A 19908-nucleotide genomic window follows, 5' to 3' on the forward strand; every position below is an offset into this window, starting at 1 on the left:
GCTCCGTTGTCTCAGTCTTCTTTTGGCGCCTCAAGCACCAGGTTCAACTCTTCGGCGAGTTGCTTGCGGGCCTGCTCGTTGCTCAGCAGGTGCTGCAGTTGCTTGCGGAACGCGGGCACGTTGCCCAGTGGGCCTTTCAGCGCCACCAGCGCTTCGCGAAGCTCCAGCAGCTTGCTCAGCTCCGGTACCTGGCGGGCGATACCGTCTGGTGCGAAGTCATTGAGCGACCTGAACTGCAGATGAACCGCCAGCTCCGCGTCGGCAGCCGTGGTGAGCATGGAGGGCACCGACATGGCCAGACGGACGTCGGCGTCATTCAACACATTGTTGAAGGTGTGTTTATCGATGCGCATGACCGTTCGGTCTTCCAGCGCGCGGGCGTCATCCAGGCCGAAATCGCCCATCACCAGCATCTTGTGCGGCAGCTCTACTTCGGCCTGTTCATCACCTGTGGCGGGCACGTATCGGATGTTGATTCGTTCTTTGGGTGCAACCGATCCTGTGGGCTTTGCCATCGCAGAATCTCTCCTTGGTTTGTGTGGGAAGTTCCTGATAGTTGTTCGCGAGTTCTGATTTAGTTTGTAGGAAATTTCCTTCAGACTTGATTACGATATAAACAAGAGCGGGGGTAGTCATTGCCTCTTGCGTAAAAACCTTGCGCCGGAAATTGTTATTCAGTCGAGGGTAAAAGTGTAAAAAAATATTTGTTTGTATTTGCGATTTTTTATGAGCTAGTCTCTTGCCACTCGCGGGTCAGAGTGCCCGTGATTGCGTTTAAATATCAGCGGAGCTGATACAGGGCATATGTACTATCGAGAGGGAATTTAATTGCGATGCCTGGCGAAACATACCTCTGGCGCAGGTCTTTTTCTGATAATCAATTGCATGCCACTGCCAGTGCATGCCGATCAGAATTGCTCGCGCATCGTATCCAACGTTGAGCGCCTGGCCTGTTTCGATCAATCCGCCGGAACACCTGCGCACCGCGTGGCCGCGCAGTGGTCGGCACCGGAGCAGGACTCACCCACGGTGCGTCGGGTGCTGGCCTATGAAACAGGCCGAAATCCCGACGATTTGACGTTCCGGCTCACGCGTGAAGACGAGGGGCTGACGATTTCTGCACCCGCAATCGCTTCGGCTGCACCGCACCCCTACCTGGTAATCAGCTGTTTGCAGAACATCTCCCGGTTGCAACTGATCGCCGCACACCCCGTGGATGCCAGCCGGCTGACGGTGCGCTTGCAGGGGGAGCGTGGCGCCACCGCCGCGACGCCCTGGCAGGTGACGGAGAACGGTCAGGTGCTCGATGCCGGCCGCGGCCTGCCCGGAATCGAACAGATCAGGCAGCTGATCGGGGCCCGGCGCATCCAGGTGCACAGCGAAAACCCTGCCGTTGGTAGGTTGGTCTTCGACGCTCAGGGGCTTGACCCGCTTATCGGCGAGGTGCGCAAGGCATGTCGCTGGTAGCCGAGGTCAATGCACAGGAAATCGCCCGGTTGCTCTCAGCCATCGACGCGCAAGCACCGGCCGGCCTGTTCGATGTGGAGGATGAGACCTACCAGGCCATCGACCAGGAAATGGTCAAGCTGGGTGGCCTGCAGGAGGCCACTATCGATTGGGTGTACATCGAGGAAGCGTCGCGCCAGTACCTGGGGCAACAGTGCAAGCATCTGCGCATCGTGGCGCACCTGAGTGCCGCATGGCTTCGCAGTGCTTGTTGGGAACGCTGGGCGCTCACGTTGACCTTGCTGGCCGGCATGGTCGAGCGCTACTGGGAGACGGCTTATCCCAAGCCAGGGCCCAAGGGTTACCTGGGTAAGCGCAAGCTGGTTGGCTTGGTGCTCAACCGTTTGAACGAGGCGCTGCCGCGCCTGGACCGTTTCACCTATAGCCCTGCGCATGCGGCCGGGGCGCAACAGGCGCTGCTGCGGCTGCAACAGCTGCAAGCCGTGGCCCTGCTGGACGACGCCATGCTCGATGATATGGCGCGGCTGCTACGCAAGCACTCGGAACGGGCGAGTGGCGCAGGCGAGCCTGCTGCGGCCAGGGCTTCGGCGCCTGTCATCAAGCCCGCGCCACTGGCCGAAGTCATCGCCACACCCATGCCCCGCGTGTCCCTCGGCAACGAGCGTGAATCACGAAGGGCGGTGCTGAGCATGGCTGAGCTGATCAACCAGCAGGACCCCTACGACCCAACGGGGTATCAGTTGCGTCGCTTCGGCTTGTGGGCTCACATCCAGGCCGCGCCTCAAGCAGGGCAAGGTCACCGCACCGAGCTGATGGCGGTGCCGCTGGAGATCGCCGGCGATTATGAAGAGGCCATTGCCGGCAGCGTGTTCGACGCGGCGCTGCTGCAGCGGATCGAAAAAAGCGTGTCGGCTTGCCCCTTCTGGATACGCGGCAGCTTCCTTGCGGCCACCACCGCCACACGGTTGGCAATGCCTGAGGTGGCCGAAGCCATCCGCGCAGCGACTGCCCGGTTCGTCCAGCGTATCCCCGCCCTGCAGCAGTTGTGCTTCAGCGACGGCACGGCGTTTCTGGACGACCAGTGCATGGCCTGGCTCAAAGGCGCAGGCCAGCAACCGCAAGCTGAAACGGCGCAAGAGTTCGTGGGCCTGCGCGAAGAACTTGTCAGCCAGTTGGAAAGCGGTGGGGTAGAGCCGGTTTTGCTCAGGCTCCAGGCCATGCAGGCAGATATTCGCGCGCCGCGTGAGCGCTGCCACACCACCGTGATCGCGGCCGACCTGCTGGCCGCGCGCGGCGTCTCGTGGCTGGCCCAGGACCTGTGCGCCAGCGTTGCCCGAACCATGCAGCAAACCATGGCCAGTGCCTGGGAGCCGGAGGTGTTCAAACGCCTGCAACAGCATGCCGCGCCTGATGCGTTGGCCGATCAGAACAAGGACTAGGACCCGCCATGAATCAACGATGGACGCTATTGAAACGTTGGCTTTTGCCCCTGGCGACTCGAGTCGGCCTGGCCATGCCTGTGCTGCTTGTGCTGGGCAGCGTGCTGCTGCTGGTCGCCATCTGGTGGCTTGGCCCACAGTGGGCATGGCGTGAACAGCATCCGCTTGCCAGCATCGCGCACCGCAGCCTGGCCAGCCTGGTGCTCGTACTGGTGCCGCTGCTGTGCTGGCTGTTGGTGCTGCGCAGGCGCTATGTGCACCTTCAGGCAGAGCGCAACGAGGCGGCGGCCGCAGAGCTGGACAGCGTATTGCCGTTGCTTCGGGCCCAGGAAAACGCCTTGGACCAAGGGCTGGCGCGATTGCTCGGCAGTGCCGGAGGGCGGCGTGCCCTGTACCGATTGCCCTGGTACCTGGTGATAGGCGACCAACATGCGGGCAAGTCCAGTTTCATTGACCGTACGGAGCAAAGCTTTTCCCTGACACGGATCGGCACGGTGCAGGCGCGGGATAGACAGGCGCAGGCGCTGGCCTTCCCGATAGGCTGGTGGGTCAGCAACGAGGCGGTGATCATCGATCCGCCCGGGGCCTTTATCAGGCAGGACTCGCCAGCAGGCTCGCCCGCCGGGGCGCCAGGTGCCCCGCAAGTGCCACCGGCTACACCCGCCAGGCTCTGGCAGCACCTGCTGGGTTGGCTGGTGCACAATCGCAGCCAGCGGGCACTCAATGGCATGGTGCTGGTCGTGGACCTGCCTGCGTTATTGCAGGGTACGCCCGAGCAGCGTGTTGCCTTGGCCCACAGGCTGCGCACGCGGCTGTACGAAGTCAGCAGCCAGTTGGGCTCGCGCCTGCCGTTGTATGTGGTACTGAGCAAATTCGACCTGCTGGACGGCTTCGACCAGCTCTATGCGGGCCTCCCCGTCGACCTGCGGGAAAACATGCTGGGCTTCACCTTCAAGCTGGATACGGTCGGCACCTTCGATGCCTGGCTGGAGGAGTATGGCGATCATTACCAGCAGTTGCTCAGTCGGCTGTTCGAGCAGGTGGTGGATCGACTCGATACCTTGGCCAGTGCGCCGCAGCGCGCGCGGCTGTTCTCGTTGCATGCCCAGTTGATCGGCTTGCGCCCGATACTGCTGGGTTTCCTGAAAGAAACGCTGGCGAGTGACCGCTACACCACACCCGCCCTGGTGCGGGGGGTGTACTGGTCTTCGGTCATTCAGCAAGGTGACGTGCTCAATGCCTTCGTGCGCGAGTCAGCCCAGCCCTACAACACAGCGCTTCCGTTGCTGGAGGGCAAGGCGCAAGGCAAAGCGTTTGCCTACTTCATCCAGCACGCGTTCCGGCGTGTCATCTACAAGGAGGCGGGGCTTGCCGGAGACAACATCAAGGTGGCGCGCAGCAAGCGCCGGTTGTTATGGGTCGGCTCGGGTGTAGGCATGCTGGCTTTCTGTGTTGCCGTAGCCAGCTGGCAGCGCTTTTTCGACATCAATGGCGCCAAGGCCGCCAACGTGCTCGCCAAAAGCCGGGAGTACAGCCACCACCAGGTGGATCAGCGCCTGGACCCGACCGGGCGCAACCTGCTGGAGCCGCTGGACCAGATCCGCGATGCGGTTTCGGTGTTTGGCGACTACCGCGCCGCCTGGCCGGGTGTTTCCGATCTAGGCCTCTACCAGGGGCGTATCATTGGCCCGCGTGTCGATGAGGCTTACCTCAGCTTGCTCTCCAGGCGATTCCTGCCGGCCTTGGCCAGTGGCGTGATCGACGCCATGGATGCCGCTGCGCCAGGCAGTGAACGGCAAATGGCTGCCCTGCGGGTTTACCGTATGCTGGAAGACCGCCAGAACCGGCGGCCTGAGTGGGTCGAGACATGGATGGCCCGCCAGTGGCAGCAACAGTTTCCTGGCCAAGGGCAGCTGCAGCGCGACCTCATGCGCCACCTGAAGTACGCCTTGGCCTATGCCGACACCGAGTTGCCGCAGTACCGCCAGCGTATCGCCGTGGTGCAGGCGGCGTTGCGCAAGGTGCCGTTACCGGAGCGGGTATATGCCGGGCTCAAGCAGCAGGCTCAGGAACACCTGCTCACGGGCGTGGATCTGCGTCAGCAGGTCGGCCCTGCGTTCGACGTGGTGTACCAGCGCTCGGCTGGGGCCAGCGGCGAGGATGTGCGACTGGCGCCGATACACACTGCCAAGGGTTTCAAGGAGTACTTCGAGCCCCGCAGCCAACGCTTCGCCGACATGGCGATGATCGACCAGTGGGCGCTGGGTGAGCGCAGCCAGCTGGAGTACTCGGACGCTGACCGGGCAGTGTTGAGCGAGCGTCTGCGCAACCTGTACAGCGCCGACTACATAAACAGCTGGCGGCGTGCATTGAATGCCGTTTCGGTGGCGGATTTTCACGACCTCGAACACGGCGTGATGGTCCTGCAGCAGCTGACCGGGCCCGCGGCGCCGTGGCACCGGCTGCTGGCTACGGTGAAAGACAACACTTCGCTGTCATCGGCTGAGGTACCCGACACGGGCAGCGCCAGCGACACGCTCATGCCCAAGGGCAGCGAGCCCGAGCGCCAGCAGGCCTGGGCCATCCAGCGGGCTTTTGCGGGGCTGAGCGGGATGCTGCATGCAACGCAAGACAAGCCAAGCTACTACGATGAAGTGCTGGCGGCCATGGTGGCCGTGCACGATTACGCCAAGGCCGTGCAGGGCAGCCCAGACCGGGGCAAGGCCGCGCTGCAAGCGGTGCAGCAGCGCTTTGCGATGACCGGCCCAGACCCGATCGGCACCCTGCAACGGGTGGCCACCGGTTTGCCTGAACCGCTCAATCACCACGCCAGGAAGGTGGCCGATGAAACCGCCCGGGTGCTGCACATCGAAGCCCTGCGCGAACTGGAGCGGCGCTGGGACACCGAGGTCTACAGCTTCTTCCAGCAGCGCCTTGCCGGGCGTTACCCTTTCGTGGCCAGGGCGCCGGATGCGTCGCTGGATGACTTCGAGGCGTTCTTCGGGCCGCAGGGGCGGTTGCAGCGCTTCAGTGATCAATACCTGAAGGCATTCCTGCACGACAACCTCGAGGCGCTGCGCGCCGGCCCGCAAGGGCAGTCGCTGATCCGCAGCGATGTGATCGAGCAGTTGGCGCTGGCCAACCGCATTCGCGAAACCTTCTTCGACCAGCGTGGCAACCTGAGCGTGCAGTTCAGCATCGAGCCGCTGGGGCTCAGCGCTAACCAGCGCACCAGCCTGCTGGACCTTGACGGCCAGCTGATTGCCTACACCCATGGCCCGCGGCAGCTCACCGGCATCATCTGGCCGAACACGCTTGGCCGGCACGTGCGCAGTAACCTGACCCTGCTCAGGCAGAACGGCAGTAGCAGCCGCCTGGAGTACCGCGGCCCCTGGTCGATGTTCCGCTTGCTCAGCCGCGGTTCGCTCAATGGGCGAACCGCAACCAGCGTGGACCTGAGCTTCAGCACCGGTGATGGCGTGATGCGCTACCGGCTCAGCGCTGAAAAAGCGTTCAACCCCATTACACAGGAACCGTTCGAGGGCTTCCAGTTACCCCGTGGGTTGCTGCAGCCGCTTGAAGCCCGGCTGTAAGGCGGGGTTCGCAGGGGCGCAGGGATCGTTTGAAAAATGCCACGGCACCAACCGGGTGCGCGACCCTGCCCGCCGAGCAGGCGGCGCGGTGCAGCACAGCGTCTGCGCCGCGGTTCCCGGCCAGGTTGAGGGTTGTCACTATCTTTCCGTTTTCTGTCCGATTGCCTGCTTACTCCACGTTACACCTAAACGGTTAAATCCCTGCCTGAACGTACACGGGATTTCACCATGAACACCTCCCTCTCCTTGGCGCCACAAGTTTCCACCGAGGCGCAGTTGCAATGGCTACAACGGGCTGACCGTACTGTTGCATTGGACATCATGAAGCTCATCAACAGCACGGTTGAGGATGGCGGGGTGCTGGGCTACGAGCAGGCGTTGTCGGTCGACCAGGGTGTCGATTTCGCCGCGGCGTTGCAGGCGCGTATCGAGGGCGGGCATACCCATGCTTTGCTCGGCCGTGCACCTGCCGGCGCGGCGTGCCTGGTCATCCTGTCCCGTAGCAGCATGCCCAACTGCCGCCACATCGCTGACCTGAGCAAAGGCGTGGTACACCCAGACTACCGGGGCTCCGGGCTGGTGGCCCGGGCCTTCGCGGAAATCGTGCGGCTGTGCCAGGCGAAGGGTATCGAACTGCTGACCCTGGACGTACGCGAAGGCACCCGTGCCCACCGCCTATGGCAACGCTTCGGGTTTCAGACCTACGGCGTGCTCGACGACTACGCGCGGGTCAACGGTGTGAAGCACCGCGGCCACTACATGGCCCAGTCAGTACAAAGCCTGGCCCAGCGACTCAACCTGAGCTGAAGCGCCCTCAATCGTTCGCCTGCGGCCATCGCCGCCAAGGGCCCCCTTTTCCATCATTCAAGGAACGCCACCATGGCCTTGTCGACTGCAGCCTTTCGCGATCAGCTGGAGCAGAAACTGCACCACCATCTGACGCTGTCTCACCCGATCTTCGAAGCCCTGCTTTCACCTGAAGGCAACAAGCCGCTGCTGCGCAAGGTTGCGCTGCAAGGTTACCAACTCACCAAGTACTTCCTGACTTATGTCGAGCACCTGTTCTTCCATTGCCCGCTGCCTGCCCACAAGCGCGCGCTGATCACCAACTGCTTCGAGGAGGAGACCGGGCGGCTCTCGCGTACCGATAACCATGTGGTGCTCATGCAGAATTTCTTGCGTGCACTGGGCATCAGCGATGCCGAGCGTGATGCCGAGCAACCGCTGCCGGCCACCTGGGAGCTGATCGACTACCGCCTGCAGGCGGTACGTGACCCGGCGCGTTACCACGTGGGGGCTGCCGCGGTGATGATCGCCAGCGAAGGGCAAAACCTCGAGACCGTTGCCGGTGATGCACGTCACGTGCTGCTCGGCCGGGCGTACGGCCTGACCGAGCACGACTTGCTGTTCTTCTCCGTGCATCAGAAGGAAGACGTTGGCCACGTCAACGAAGGCCTGGATCTGGTTTCGCAGCTGTGCACCACGGCCCAGATGCAACAAGAGGCGTTGCAAGCGGTAGATCACACCTGCCAGCTGTTCTACGCGATGTACGAAAACATGTACCAGGTGTATTGCCGGGCTCCCCAGGCCGAAGCGGTGTAATACCCCGCGCAGAGGATTGGCCATGAAACAGAAATTCAGCTCAACCCTGATCGTCTCGGTGCTGGTAGTCGGCTTCGTGGTGATGTTCCTGTCCAGCGCCCTGAAAGGGCTGTATCAAGTGTACTTCGTCGACCTGGCCACGCACTTTGGTGGCGGGCGTGCAGCCTTGGCCACGGCAGGTTCTTTGTTCGTGCTGACCATTGGCCTGGTGTCGCCGGTGGTGGGTTGGCTGAGCGACCGGGTTGGGCCGCTGAGCACGGTTGCCCTGGGCAGCGTAAGTGCAGGGGTGGTGCTGCTGGGGGTGACCTTGGTCGGCAGCCAGCTGATGCTGTTCACCCTGTTGTATGGCCTGCTGGGTGCCTTCGCCCTTGCCGCGATGACCTACGTACCCATGGGCATTCTGGTCGATCGCCTGGTCGCAGAGCGCTTCAAGGCCTTCGCCTTCGCTTTCGTGACCAATGGTACGTCGATCGGCTTCATCGTGCTTTCGCCGCTGTGGATCATGCTGCAGCAGCGCGTGGGCTGGCAGCCGGTGTTCTCCTGGGTCGGCCTGATCTTCCTGGTGCCGTTGAGCCTGGCGCTGTACTGGGTGGCGCGCACCGTTCCGCTCAAGCCCGACCCGCAGGCGGCGCTGGTCAAGCACTCGGTCGCGTTTCTGTTGCGTGATTCGCGGTTCTTCGTATTGGCCCTCAGCTTCGCCAGCTGTGGGGCCACCATGGCGTTCATCGACGTGCACCTGGTGTCGTTCTGGCAGGGCGAGGGGCTGCCTGGCTCGGTACAAGCCAGCGGCCTGAGCTTGCTGGGTGTGCTGGAACTGGTCAGTGGCCTGATGGCTGGGTGGCTGGCTACCCGCTACAACAAAGGGCTGCTGCTGATGATGTTCTACCTGCTGCGTACGGCGGCGGTGATCGTCCTGCTGACCACGCCCGGGCCGCTGGGTACCTACCTGTTTGCGGTGCTGTTCGGTGCCAGTTACCTGGGTACGGTGGTGCTCACGTCAGCATTCTGCTTTGCCCTGTATGGCGCCGAAATCAAAGGCAAGGTGTTTGGCCTGCTGTTCCTCGTACACCAGCTGGGTGCGTTGCTGGCCACACAGCTCGGCGCCCTGGATTTCGACCGGCATCAAAGCTACCAGTTGACCCTGGTTGGCCTGGCGACGGCCACCGTGATGGCTGCACTGGCTTCCCTGTGGCTGGTTTCGGCACGCGTGGCCGCAGAAGCCTCGGCCCCGCCAGTGGCTGAAGCGGAATAGCCCCGATCAACTGCGCATTGTTCAATGCAAACAAGGAGATGCACCATGCAATCGTCTGCGATTGGCCTGGACGGCTTTGACGCAACTTCGGCGCTGCATAGCAATCGGGTCAGCGATTTGTCCGATGTTTTCTGCGAGCCATTGGCCATGACGTCTGCTTATACCTTTGCGTCGGCGCAAGAGGCTGCAGAACGTTTCAGCGGGCAACAGCAGGGTAATGTGTACAGCCGCTTCACCAACCCCACGGTGCAAGCCTTCGAAGGCCGCGTGGCGGCGCTCGAACAAGCGGAAGACGCGGTGGCGTTCGCTTCCGGGATGGGCGCGTTCACCGCGCTGTGCCATGGGTTCCTGCAGCAGGGTGACAACATTGTCTGCAGCCGCGATGTGTTCGGTACCACTGCCAGTGCCTTCAGCGTTTACATGGCGCGGTTCGGCATCGAGGCGCGGTTCGTCGACCTTACCGACCTGGGCCAGTGGCAGCAGGCGATCGACGACAAGACCCGCCTGGTGGTGCTGGAATCCCCCTCCAATCCGCTGCTGAAAATTGGTGACATCCGTGCCATCAGCCTGCTGGCGCACGCCAAGGATGCGCTGGTCGTGGTGGACAACACCCTGTTGACGCCGGTGCTCCAGCGCCCGCACAGCCTGGGTGCGGACTTGGTCATCCATTCGGCGGGCAAGTACATGGACGGCCAGGGGCGTGCGCTGGCCGGTGTAGTGACCGGTTCCAAGAGCCTGATGCAGGTGTTGAGGGGCGTGTTGCGCACGTTGGGTATTTCCTGCAGCCCGTTCAATGCCTGGTTGTTGCTCAAAAGCCTGGAAACCCTCGAAATCCGCATGCTGCGGGTGCAACAGGGCGCCCTGGAGCTGGCGCAGTGGCTTGGCGAACAACCCTTGGTCAGTGCTGTGCATTACACCGGCCTGGCGCAACACCCTCAGCATGCCTTGGCGTGCAGGCAACAGGACGGCCATGGTGGCTTGCTGAGTTTCGAGATCTTCGGCGGGCAGGCAGCGGCCTGGCAATGGATCGATCAACTGCAGTGCGTGGCGCGCTGCACCAATATTGGTGATACCCGCAGCATGGTCACGCACCCGGCCAGCACCACCCATGGCCGCCTGGATGCGCAAGCACGGCGCCACGCCGGCATTTCCGACGGGTTGATCAGGCTGTGCGTCGGCCTGGAGCGGGTGAGCGATATCAAGGCCGACCTGCAACAGGCCTTCGATGCCGTGGCCTACCAACCCACGGTCCAGGCAGCGCAGGGCCGCCCCCGCAGTGTGGTCGCCAATGGCTGAACTGCTCGCTTCCGGGTTCTCCATTGGGGTGTTTGCCGTGGGCATGCAATTGCTCGCCCTGGTCGCGGTGTATGGCGCGTGCACTGCCCGGCAAGTGCGCGGTTATGCCGTGGCGTTCGGCTTGGGGTGCTGTGTGCTGATCGCAATGGTGGTACTGGACCCGTTGGCGCTTGGCCGCTGGCCCATAGAGGGTGTGGCAGCGATGACGATGTGCGGCTGAGACGGGCGTCCGTTCTTTGTGAAACAGCAGCAATAAAAGCCCGTAGGGGCGTTCAGGAGTCGTTAAATGTATAAAAAATTGGCCATCAGCCTGTTATTGGGGTGTGCGCTGCCGTTCGCAGCGGCCCAGGCTGAGGTTGCATCCGACGCTGGCGAGACTGTGGCCAGCGTCAGCAAACGGCTGGTTTCGTTCTACAGCCAGCCCCTGCCTTCTGCCGGCAAACTGAAACCGATCAGGGTGCCAGCGGTGCTGTCCATGCCGGCAAACCAGGCCGGGCCAGCACCGGCTGTGGTGATATTGCACGGCTCGGCGGGGATGGACTCACGTGGGCCGTTGCACGCGGCCGACCTCAATGCCCGCGGCATCGCCACGCTGGAACTGGACATGTGGGGCGCGCGCCGGCTGGCTGGCGGTGCACAGGGGCGGCCGCCCCGGGTTCACGATACCTTGCCGGACCTGGCGGGGGCCTTGGCTTACCTGGCCAATCAGCCAGGGGTCGATAGCGAGCGGGTAGGGGTGCTCGGGTTTTCATGGGGTGGCGCCCAGGCCATGCTCGCCGCGTCTGCGTCCATCGACGATGAGCTGCAACAGGCCTCTGGGGTGCGCCCCGTAGCCTTGGCAGCGTTCTATCCCGTGTGCTGGGGATACAACCGTGTGCCAGGCTATGACTTGAAGCACCTGGCGCCGGCCCGCCTGCTGGTGCTGGTCGGTGAAAAGGACCAGTACGATGATGACCCCAAGGCTTGTACCAAACTGGTTGCAAGCCTGCCTGCCGAAGACCAGGCACGGGCAAAGGTACTGGTCTACCCCGGTGCCGAGCATGGCTTTAATGGCCTGGAAGCCGCGCAGGAATACAAGGACCCGTTCCTGCACCGTGGCCAGGGCGGCTTGGGGCGTTCGGCACCGGACCCAGCAGCCCGGGAGGCGTCGCGCAAGGCTGTGGTAGCGTTTTTCACAGACAGTTTCGCCACCCCCACCGTGAGTGGTCGCTGATACTAGGTGTTTTCCTGGGTGATCACGCTGCGAAACTGCAGCGGCGGTTGCGGCATTTCCCGCCGCCAGGCCAGGCGAAAGGCATGGCTGCTGCCGTAACCGCAACGTTCGGCGATCTGTTCCACATTCAGGCGGCTGCCGCGTAACAGGTCACGGGCCAAGTCGATGCGTTGGGCGCGCAAGTAGTCCTGCAGGGTTTGCCCCGTGTTCTCGCGAAACAGGCGTGCCAGGTGCCGGTAGCTGACATTGAACTGGCTGGCCAATTGTTCGAAGCTGAAACTGCTGCCCAGGTGCGTGTCGATATAGTCCTGGGCCGCGTGTACCAGCGGGTGGATGTGGTTGCGTGCCAGGTCGGCCGCGCGCAGTTGCACATCTTCGCCAGCACGGCGACGGTAGATCACCAATTCCTGGGCCACCTGGTTGGCCACGGCTTTGCCGAAGTGCAGCGACGCGATATGCAAGGCCAGGTCGGTGCCACTGGACACGCCCGCCGAGGTGAACACACCGTCGTCCTCCACGAAAAGGCGATTTTCCAGCACCTTGGCTTTTGGGTAGCGTGCCTGCAGCAAGCCGACATAGCGGTGATGGGTGGTGCATTCACGGCCGTTCAGCAGCCCGGCTTCGCCCAGCAGGAACGCGCCGGTGCAGATGGAACACAGTTGCACGTCTGGGGTTTGCCCCATCACGTTCGCCAGCCACTGCGCGGTAGCGGCCAAGGTCGCAGCGTCGCTGGGGCTGGTAGACAGCTTGTTGCCGACCACGAACAGCAAATCTTCGGGCGAAAGCTGTTCGGGCAGGGGATGCAAGCCGCTCAAGGTCACACCTTGATAGCTGCTCATCTGTTGTCTGGCTGCGATGCAACGGACGCTGACCGGCGCCAACCGGAGCTCTTCCAGGCTGGCCATGATCTGCAGCGGCCCGCCGAGGTCCAGAATGTGTGTGCCCGGGAGTAACAAGAACCAAATGGTGCGCATGACGGTATTCCTATGATGTTCAAGCGCCTGACGTAAAGCGGCACCTCAGCAAAATAGCGTCAAAAGGCCATGCAGTGAAAGCCTGGCCGGACCAGGCGCTGGCAATAGGAAAACTCAATGTTGACCATTGAATAGGGGCAACAGCCACCGGCGCTGGCCAGCGATAAACTCCAGACGTTCGCTGTGAAGGCGTGTTGAGGGACCTGGGTGTGGACAGCCAGTATGAAATCCATTTCGTGCGTGCGGGGCACAAAGAGGTCGTGCGTGTGTGTGCCCGCAGCATGTCACACCAGCGGGCATTGGGCATTGCGCTCATGCATGTGGGGGCCTGTTACGGTCAGCTCGGCGTGGATGCCGACCTCATGGCTTTGGCTGAGCGGCTATCTGTTTCACAGGTGCGCTGGAACAGAGCCAGTCATACCATGTCGTTCGCGGAACGCTCTTCGCGCCAGGCCGTGAAGCTATGGGACAGTCAGGGCAGCCAGTAACCATCCATACTTGGCCAACGCCTGCATTCGCAAAGGTGGTGCAATGCTGTTCGCGGACCGCCTCGGCTTTCTGTGCCAAGGCGGCCTGTGGTGCAAACCTGGCAATTTTCAGGGGGCCAGGAACCGCCAGCTTTCAGTGATTTCCCGGCCTACCTGCTTCAGCCGGGAAACCCTGGGCACTTTGGGGCGAAGCCTTCCCACCAGCCGGGCCGGCTGGGTTGCTGCTGGTAGGTCTCAACCCGATCGGCGGCGCTGCCAAGCAACTCGGCCACGCTGTAACCGCGCCCCGCCACATAGGCGTCCAGCTCGCGCACCGCTTCTTCCAGTACCGCGTACCCGCCGGTGAACACCGCCGAAGTCATCTGCGTGGCACAGGCGCCTGCCAACAGGAAACGGGCCACATCGCGCCCGCTGCGTGCCCCGTTGGTGGCGATCAGCGGGTAGTCGTCGGCCATTGCCTTGCGCGTTTGCATCACCCAGCGCGCGGTCAGCGGCAGCGCCCAACTGCCGCCGATCGCCGCACTGGTGCCGAGCAACGGCAAGCCCGTTTCCAGGTCCGGCAGAAAACCCATGAACCTGCCCATCAGCACCACACTGTCGGCACCGCCACGGCGCGCTGCCTGGGCAAGGCCCACCACGTCCTCGCTCTGCCCGGTCAGCTTGATCCACAAGGGCAGGCTGGTCGCCTGGCGCAGCCGCCGGACGATCGCTTCGATACGCGCTGCACCGCGCTCCAGCACAATGGCGCCCTTGGCTGCTTCCTCGCCATGCGGGGCGCCGATATTCAGTTCGAGCACCCGCAAACCGGCCTGCTCGATACGCTGGGCAAACGCGGCGCACTGCTCCAGGTCACTGAGAATCAGGCTGGGAATCACGTATGCCTGCTGTTCGCGCGCCTCGCGGTCCAGCACCACCAGCTCTTCCAGCCAATCCTCGAACCCCCGCTGCAGCAGCCCGGAGCGGCCGAACAGGCTGGCTTCGGCTGGCGGCCGGAAATTCCAGGGCAGGCGGTTCCACTGCGCGTCCAGCAGCACGTAGTCGGTCTTGTCCAACTGGTCCTTGGCGGCCTGTGATTCGTTGGTGGACTTGGCCACCACCGCCCCGGCGCCGCTGGCCAGTGCGGCGCGGATGGCGGCAGCGGTCATGGTCTGCTCACCGGCGCCACAGATCACCGGGTTTTTCAGGGTCAAGCGGCCAATCTGCGTGGTCAGTCGTGTCATGCCCGTGCCCTCACAGGTTCATCAGGCGTGCGGCGTTGCCCGAGATCATCTTGCGGATGTCTGCGTCGCTGTACTGCAAGCCCAGCAACTGGCCAATGACATTGCGAAAGCCGTCGGCGATACCTGGGTTGCCCTGCTGGCCGAGGTCCGAACCCAGGATGGTCAGGTCGACGGTGCCAGCCTCGATCACCTCGCGCAGGAAGGTGTCGTCGTAGAACTTGAACTTAGAACCGGGTACCCACATGCACATCGAGTGCTCCATGAACACGCCGTCCTTGGCCAGTTGGCGCATGTCGTCCAGGGTGGCGTCGACCACGTAGGTCGGGTGGTTGACCAGCAGGCGCTTGACCCCGCGCTGGCGTGCCTCTTCGAACAGTGGCCAGATCTCGCGGATGTTCAGGTGGCCGGCGGAAAGCACCACGTCCTGTGCGGCGATCAGGTCGAGAATGGCCTTGACCTCGTCCTTCAGGCGCCCGGCCTCGTCCAGCACGGTCAGCGGAATCGGCTGCAGCATGCGCTGCGTGGTCTGGGGGAATTTTTCGACGAACTTCACGTCCTGGTGATGGTGGGCGATGTGGTTGGCCGAAGAGAAGGTCGGCATCCACACCAGCTTCGCCCCCAGGGTCAGGCCGTGCTCCACGGCGTGTACGTTCAGCCCGCCCACGGCATTGTTCAACGGCACCCCGGACAGCATGTGCACATCCAGTTCGCTGAAGTGTTTGTTCAACAGGTGGGTGACCGGCGTGCAACTGTAGTAGTGGTCCTTGAGCAACACGGCTTTCAGGCCGGCCTCGGAGGCTTCGCGCATGGCTTCGACATGGTCGCAATAGCGCGGCATGACCGAGGGGCCGCTGTGGCAGTGCAGGTCGATGGCGCCTTTGAGCAGGCGCTCGATGTGCGCCTGGCGTGCTTCGCTGGTGGGGGTGTCGATGATGGCATTCATGGCAGGGCTCTCTTGTTGTCTGACGGGTCAGTGGGCCGACCCGGGGAATTGGCGGACTTGCTGGCCCCAGCCGGCGCGCAGCAGCGCCTGGTCGGAACCGAGAATGAAGAAGCTCACGCCACGGGCAGCAAAACGCTGCAGGTCGTCGTGGCTGGACACGAACATGCCAGTCGGCTTGCCGGCCGCCTGGGCGGCGTCCAGTACCCGGTTCACGGCGTCTTCCACGCGTGGGTCGTCGAGGCGCTCGGCACCCAGCGACACGCTGAGGTCGGCACGCCCCACCAGCAGGCAGTCGATGCGCGCCAGCCGGGCCAGGTCGTGCAGGTGGTCCAGGGCTTCGCGGTCTTCGATCTGGGCGATCACCGCGTGGCGACCGTCTTCGGCGGCCAGGTGCTCGGCCAGGTTGGCGCGGCCGTAGCCACCGGCCCGGGGCGAGTTTGAAAAGCCCCGGCAACCGTCGCGGTAATGCAGCGCCTGCAACACCGCGCTGGCCTGGTCGGCACTGGTGATATGCGGCAGCACCAGGCCGTCTGCACCCAGGTCCAGCGCTTGCTGCAAGGTGGCCGGGCGTTTGTCCGGCACCCGCACCAAGCCACCGGTGCGTGCCGCGCGGCAGGCCAGCAGGCAGAGGTCCAGGGCGGCGGCACCGAAGGGGGCGTGCTCGGCGTCCAGCACTACCGCGTCCAGCCCGGCATCGCCGGCAATCTCGATCACCGCGTGGCTGGGGGTCTTGATGAAGGTGCTGAGCAGCGGTTGGCCCTGGCGCAGGCGCTGGGCGAAGGTCATGCCGGCTTACCCTTGCCATGGGGGAATTCGGCGGCCTGGTACTCGACCAGGTGGCGGTAGTCATCGCGGATTGGCGAAAACACGTCGAGGTTCATTACCACTTCATCGCCTACCGGCTCGGCGTAATGCACCACGTGGGGCGGGATGCGGATCATGCTGCCCGGGCCGCCTTCGACCACTTCGTCATCAAGGTGAAAGCGCACCCGGCCCTGCACGATGATGACCAGTTGCTCGAAGGTATGGCTGTGGGGGAACACGTCCATGCCGGGTGTCAGCCAGTTCATGACGCACAAGGTGTCGTCGCCACGGAATGCCACGCGCTCGACGCCTTTGCGCACGGTTTCGCGCGGCAGTGCATTCCAGTTGTGAAGCAGGGCCTGGGCAAGACTCATCAAGGTGTACTCCATTTCTCTTGTAGGAATAGTGTTTCTCTGCGCGATAAACCTACGCCGGCTGTCCGTACCCGGTCAAGTGCCTTTTTCGACCTTGACAGCGGTTCTGGAGCGCCCCTAGGATTGTGTCGTACAAAAAAACAACGTTTCTACAAAAGAAACAAAGTAAAGGAAGTGCCATTCATGCGAGTCATTCAATCCCTGCTGATCGACGGGCAGTGGTCTGCCGGTAACCATCCGCGCCAGGCCGACGTCTTCAACCCGGCCACCGGCGAAGTCATCGCCCACCTGGGGCTGGCAGATGCCGGCGACCTTGAACGGGCCCTTGCGGCCGCCGCGCGTGGCTTCGAGGTCTGGCGCAAGATTTCGGCCTACGAGCGCTCGAAAGTGCTGCGCCGGGCGGCCGACCTGGTGCGTGAACGTGCCGACGAGATCGCGGCGCTGATCACGCTGGAGCAGGGCAAGCCGCTGGCCGAGGCGCGCCTGGAAGCGTTCGGCGCCGGCGACCACATCGACTGGTATGCCGAGGAAGGCCGCCGCGCCTACGGCCGGGTAATCCCGCCGCGCGCCACAGGCGTTCGCCAACTGGTGCTGCGTGAGCCGATCGGCCCGGTCGCGGCGTTCAGCCCATGGAACTTCCCGGTCAGCCAACTGGTGCGCAAGATCGCCGGGGCGCTGGCTGCCGGCTGCTCGATCATCGCCAAGGGGCCAGAAGAAACGCCGTCTTCGTGCATCGAGCTGTGCCGCGCCTTCCAGGATGCTGGCGTGCCGCCTGGCGTGCTGAACCTGGTGTTCGGTGTGCCGGCCGAGGTGTCTGACCAGCTGATCCGCTCCGAGGTTATCCGCAAGGTTTCCTTCACCGGCTCGGTGCCGGTCGGTCGCTCCCTGGGCGCGCTGGCCGGGCAATACCTCAAGCGCTGCACCCTGGAGCTGGGCGGGCATGCGCCGTTCATCGTCTGCGATGATGCCGACATCGACGCGGTAGCCACCCTCGGGGCCAACCTCAAGTTCCGCAATGGCGGGCAGATCTGCGCCTCGCCTACGCGCTTCTATGTCCAGGCCAGCGTGTACGAGCGCTTTGTCGAGACCTTCTGCCGGGTCAGCGCCGGCCTGAAAATGGGCGATGGCCAGGACGCCAGCACCCAGCTTGGCCCCCTGGCCAACCCGCGCCGGGTCGCAGCCGCCCAGGAATATGTCGACGACGCTCTGGCGGTGGGCGCGCAGTTGCGCCTGGGCGGGCAGGGCGGTGAGGGGGGCGGCTTCTACTACCCGGCCACGGTGCTCACCGAGGTGCCGGACAACGCCCGCATCATGAGCGAGGAGCCGTTCGCGCCGATTGCCTCGGTCGTTGCCTTCGACACCCTCGAAGCGGTGGTCGCCAAGGCCAACAGCCTGCCCTTTGGCCTGGCGGCCTTCGCCTTCACGCGCTCGGTGCAGCGTGCCACTTTGCTGGCCGACGAACTGCAAGCGGGCATGGTTTCGATCAACCATTTCGGCCTGGCTGCACCGGAAACACCGTTCGGCGGCGTGAAGGACAGCGGCTACGGCAGCGAAGGCGGCAGCGAGGGCCTGGACGCCTACTTCACCACCAAGTTCGTCAGCCAGGTCGGCTGAGTTTTTTCACTCAAGAGAACAACAAGAATGGATACCTTCGATTACATCGTGATCGGAGCCGGATCGGCCGGCTGTGCGCTCAGCGCACGGCTGGCCCAGGCCGGCAAGCAGGTGCTGCTGCTCGAAGCCGGCCCGGCCGACAATCACCCCTATGTGCACATTCCCGGCACCTTCATCCGCGTACACGGTACCCGGCGCACCTGGATGTACCGTACCCAGCCCGAACCGTTCGTCAACCAGCGTGAAGTGTTCATCCCCCAGGGCCGCACCTTGGGTGGCGGCAGTTCGGTGAACGCGATGATCTACATCCGTGGCCAGGCTGAAGACTATGATGATTGGCAGAACGCTGGCTGCCCTGGCTGGGGCTGGAACGACGTATTGCCGGTGTTCCGCCGCTGCGAAGCCAATGCCCGGCTGGGCGGGGAACTGCATGGTCGGCAGGGGCCGTTGAAGGTCAGTGACCCGCGGCACAGGCATTTTCTCAGCCGTGCCTTCGTCGATGCGGCCGTGCAAGCCGGCGTGCCGGCCACCGATGACTTCAACGGCGCGCAGCAGGAGGGTGCGGGCTTCTACCAGACCACCACCGCCGCCGGGCGCCGCGCCAGCTCGGCTGCTTCCTACCTGCGGCCGATGCGCAGCAACCCCAACCTGCGGGTGATGACCGGGATGCACGCCACCCAGCTGCAGTTCGACGGTGCCCGGGTGGTTGGCGTGCAGGCCAGGGACGAGGCGGGCCGGGCCCTGGCCTTCCGCGCCCGTGGCGAAGTCATTGTCAGTGCCGGCGCCATTGCCTCGCCAAAACTGCTGATGCTTTCCGGCATTGGCCCGCGCGAGCACCTGCAGGCCCTGGGCATCGATGTGCGGGTGGATGCCCCGCAGGTCGGCGAGAACTTCCAGGACCACCTGAGCGCCTCGGTGTATGCACAAACGCGCGAGCCGGCCAGCCTGCTTGGCCATGACCGTGGCCTGCGTGCCCTCGGCCATGGCTTGAAATACCTGGCCACGCGCCGCGGGCTGCTCAGCTCGAACGTGGTGGAAAGCGGCGCCTTCGTCGACGCTACCGGTTGTGGGCGCCCTGACGTGCAGTTCCATGTGGTGCCTGCGCTGGTCGGTGACATCGACCGGCTGCCGCCGGCTGGCCACGGTATCTCGGTCAACCCCTGCGCCCTGCGCCCGCGCTCCCGTGGCCGGCTGCGGCTGAAAAGCGCCGACCCTTTGGCCGACGTCGCGCTCACCGCCAATTACCTGAGCCACCCCGAGGACATGCGCACCCTGGTGGCCGGTATCAAGCTGGCGCGCAAGATTCTTCGCGCCCCAGCCTTGGCCGGCGTGGTCGAACGCATGTTGATGCTGCCCGAGCATGACGACGTACCCGACTCGGTGTTCGAGGACTACGTGCGTACCGTCGCCAAGACCGTGTTCCACCCGGCCGGCACCTGCCGCATGGGGTCCGATGAAGCGGCGGTGGTCGACCCGGCCCTGCGGGTGCGCGGCGTGCAGGGGCTGCGGGTGGCCGACGCTTCGATCATGCCGACGATCGTCAGTGGCAATACCAACGCGCCATGCATCATGATCGGCGAGCGCTGCGCCGACTTCATCCTGTCGGCCCAGGGCTGAACAGGCTTGCTT

The 19908-nt window shown here is 63.8% G+C and carries 18 protein-coding genes; 12 read left to right on the plus strand and 6 right to left on the minus strand.

The window, feature by feature from the left end; all coding sequences use genetic code 11:
* Nucleotides 1-11: 11 nt before the first annotated feature.
* Nucleotides 12-515, minus strand: a complete 504-nt coding sequence (gene tssB / locus DMX12_RS20035) for a type VI secretion system contractile sheath small subunit (protein WP_009686347.1) — start codon at nucleotides 513-515, stop codon at nucleotides 12-14.
* A gap of 370 nt (nucleotides 516-885) precedes the next feature.
* Here tssB and vasI point away from each other — a divergent pair, with 370 nt between their 5' ends.
* From vasI to DMX12_RS20080, 9 genes are all read left to right on the plus strand, one after another.
* Nucleotides 886-1467, plus strand: a complete 582-nt coding sequence (gene vasI, locus DMX12_RS20040) for a type VI secretion system-associated protein VasI (RefSeq protein WP_110679251.1) — start codon at nucleotides 886-888, stop codon at nucleotides 1465-1467.
* Complete coding sequence (gene tssA / locus DMX12_RS20045; protein ID WP_110679252.1) at nucleotides 1455-2906, plus strand: type VI secretion system protein TssA; 1452 nt, start codon at nucleotides 1455-1457, stop codon at nucleotides 2904-2906. Before vasI ends, tssA begins: the two co-directional genes overlap by 13 nt.
* Before the next feature lie 8 nt (nucleotides 2907-2914).
* On the plus strand, nucleotides 2915-6499 hold the full coding sequence (gene tssM, locus DMX12_RS20050) for a type VI secretion system membrane subunit TssM (protein ID WP_110679253.1): 3585 nt from the start codon (nucleotides 2915-2917) through the stop codon (nucleotides 6497-6499).
* A 228-nt stretch (nucleotides 6500-6727) separates the two neighbouring features.
* Entirely contained in the window at nucleotides 6728-7306 is a 579-nt protein-coding gene (locus DMX12_RS20055) for an N-acetyltransferase (RefSeq protein WP_110679254.1), read from the plus strand.
* Between the two features lie 72 nt (nucleotides 7307-7378).
* Nucleotides 7379-8101: a TenA family transcriptional regulator gene (locus tag DMX12_RS20060; protein WP_009686353.1), complete on the plus strand. Its 723-nt coding sequence runs from the start codon at nucleotides 7379-7381 to the stop codon at nucleotides 8099-8101.
* A gap of 22 nt (nucleotides 8102-8123) precedes the next feature.
* Nucleotides 8124-9353 (plus strand): MFS transporter, encoded by a 1230-nt coding sequence (locus tag DMX12_RS20065; protein WP_110679255.1) that lies wholly within the window; start codon nucleotides 8124-8126, stop codon nucleotides 9351-9353.
* 45 nt (nucleotides 9354-9398) lie between these two features.
* Nucleotides 9399-10649 carry an aminotransferase class I/II-fold pyridoxal phosphate-dependent enzyme gene (locus DMX12_RS20070; RefSeq protein ID WP_047149823.1) on the plus strand — a complete coding sequence of 417 codons (1251 nt, stop codon included), beginning with the start codon at nucleotides 9399-9401 and terminating at the stop codon, nucleotides 10647-10649.
* Complete coding sequence (locus tag DMX12_RS20075) at nucleotides 10642-10869, plus strand: hypothetical protein (protein ID WP_054911800.1); 228 nt, start codon at nucleotides 10642-10644, stop codon at nucleotides 10867-10869. The genes DMX12_RS20070 and DMX12_RS20075 overlap by 8 nt, the downstream gene beginning before the upstream one ends.
* Before the next feature lie 66 nt (nucleotides 10870-10935).
* Complete coding sequence (locus tag DMX12_RS20080; RefSeq protein WP_110679256.1) at nucleotides 10936-11862, plus strand: dienelactone hydrolase family protein; 927 nt, start codon at nucleotides 10936-10938, stop codon at nucleotides 11860-11862.
* Nucleotides 11863-11864: 2 nt separating this feature from the next.
* Here DMX12_RS20080 and DMX12_RS20085 read toward each other — a convergent pair whose 3' ends face one another.
* Nucleotides 11865-12836, minus strand: coding sequence for a GlxA family transcriptional regulator (locus DMX12_RS20085; RefSeq protein WP_110679257.1), 972 nt, complete (start codon nucleotides 12834-12836; stop codon nucleotides 11865-11867).
* Nucleotides 12837-13045: 209 nt separating this feature from the next.
* Between DMX12_RS20085 and DMX12_RS20090 the strand changes: the two genes are divergently transcribed.
* Nucleotides 13046-13324, plus strand: a complete 279-nt coding sequence (locus tag DMX12_RS20090; RefSeq protein ID WP_146226856.1) for a hypothetical protein — start codon at nucleotides 13046-13048, stop codon at nucleotides 13322-13324.
* Between the two features lie 158 nt (nucleotides 13325-13482).
* Here the strand turns inward: DMX12_RS20090 and DMX12_RS20095 are convergent, their stop codons facing one another.
* From DMX12_RS20095 to DMX12_RS20110, 4 genes are read right to left on the minus strand one after another with little or no spacing between them, the layout of a single operon-like run.
* The gene (locus tag DMX12_RS20095) at nucleotides 13483-14544 is read right to left on the minus strand and encodes a dihydroorotate dehydrogenase (RefSeq protein WP_110679259.1); all 1062 of its coding nucleotides are present in this window, start codon (nucleotides 14542-14544) and stop codon (nucleotides 13483-13485) included.
* Between the two features lie 10 nt (nucleotides 14545-14554).
* Complete coding sequence (locus DMX12_RS20100; RefSeq protein ID WP_110679260.1) at nucleotides 14555-15487, minus strand: DUF6282 family protein; 933 nt, start codon at nucleotides 15485-15487, stop codon at nucleotides 14555-14557.
* A 27-nt stretch (nucleotides 15488-15514) separates the two neighbouring features.
* Entirely contained in the window at nucleotides 15515-16273 is a 759-nt protein-coding gene (locus DMX12_RS20105; protein ID WP_054911794.1) for an HpcH/HpaI aldolase/citrate lyase family protein, read from the minus strand.
* Nucleotides 16270-16665, minus strand: a complete 396-nt coding sequence (locus DMX12_RS20110; RefSeq protein ID WP_110679261.1) for a cupin domain-containing protein — start codon at nucleotides 16663-16665, stop codon at nucleotides 16270-16272. Before DMX12_RS20110 ends, DMX12_RS20105 begins: the two co-directional genes overlap by 4 nt.
* Before the next feature lie 183 nt (nucleotides 16666-16848).
* On the opposite strand from DMX12_RS20110, the gene DMX12_RS20115 reads away from it, so the two are divergent.
* Together DMX12_RS20115 and DMX12_RS20120 are read left to right on the plus strand one after the other, a co-directional pair.
* Complete coding sequence (locus DMX12_RS20115; protein WP_110679262.1) at nucleotides 16849-18279, plus strand: NAD-dependent succinate-semialdehyde dehydrogenase; 1431 nt, start codon at nucleotides 16849-16851, stop codon at nucleotides 18277-18279.
* A gap of 27 nt (nucleotides 18280-18306) precedes the next feature.
* Nucleotides 18307-19896, plus strand: coding sequence for a GMC family oxidoreductase (locus tag DMX12_RS20120; RefSeq protein ID WP_110679263.1), 1590 nt, complete (start codon nucleotides 18307-18309; stop codon nucleotides 19894-19896).
* Nucleotides 19897-19908: the final 12 nt, after the last annotated feature.

Origin of the sequence: Pseudomonas sp. MB-090624, assembly GCF_003205245.1 — a bacterium.
In the GTDB taxonomy this organism is placed as follows: Bacteria; Pseudomonadota; Gammaproteobacteria; order Pseudomonadales; family Pseudomonadaceae; genus Aquipseudomonas; species Aquipseudomonas juntendi.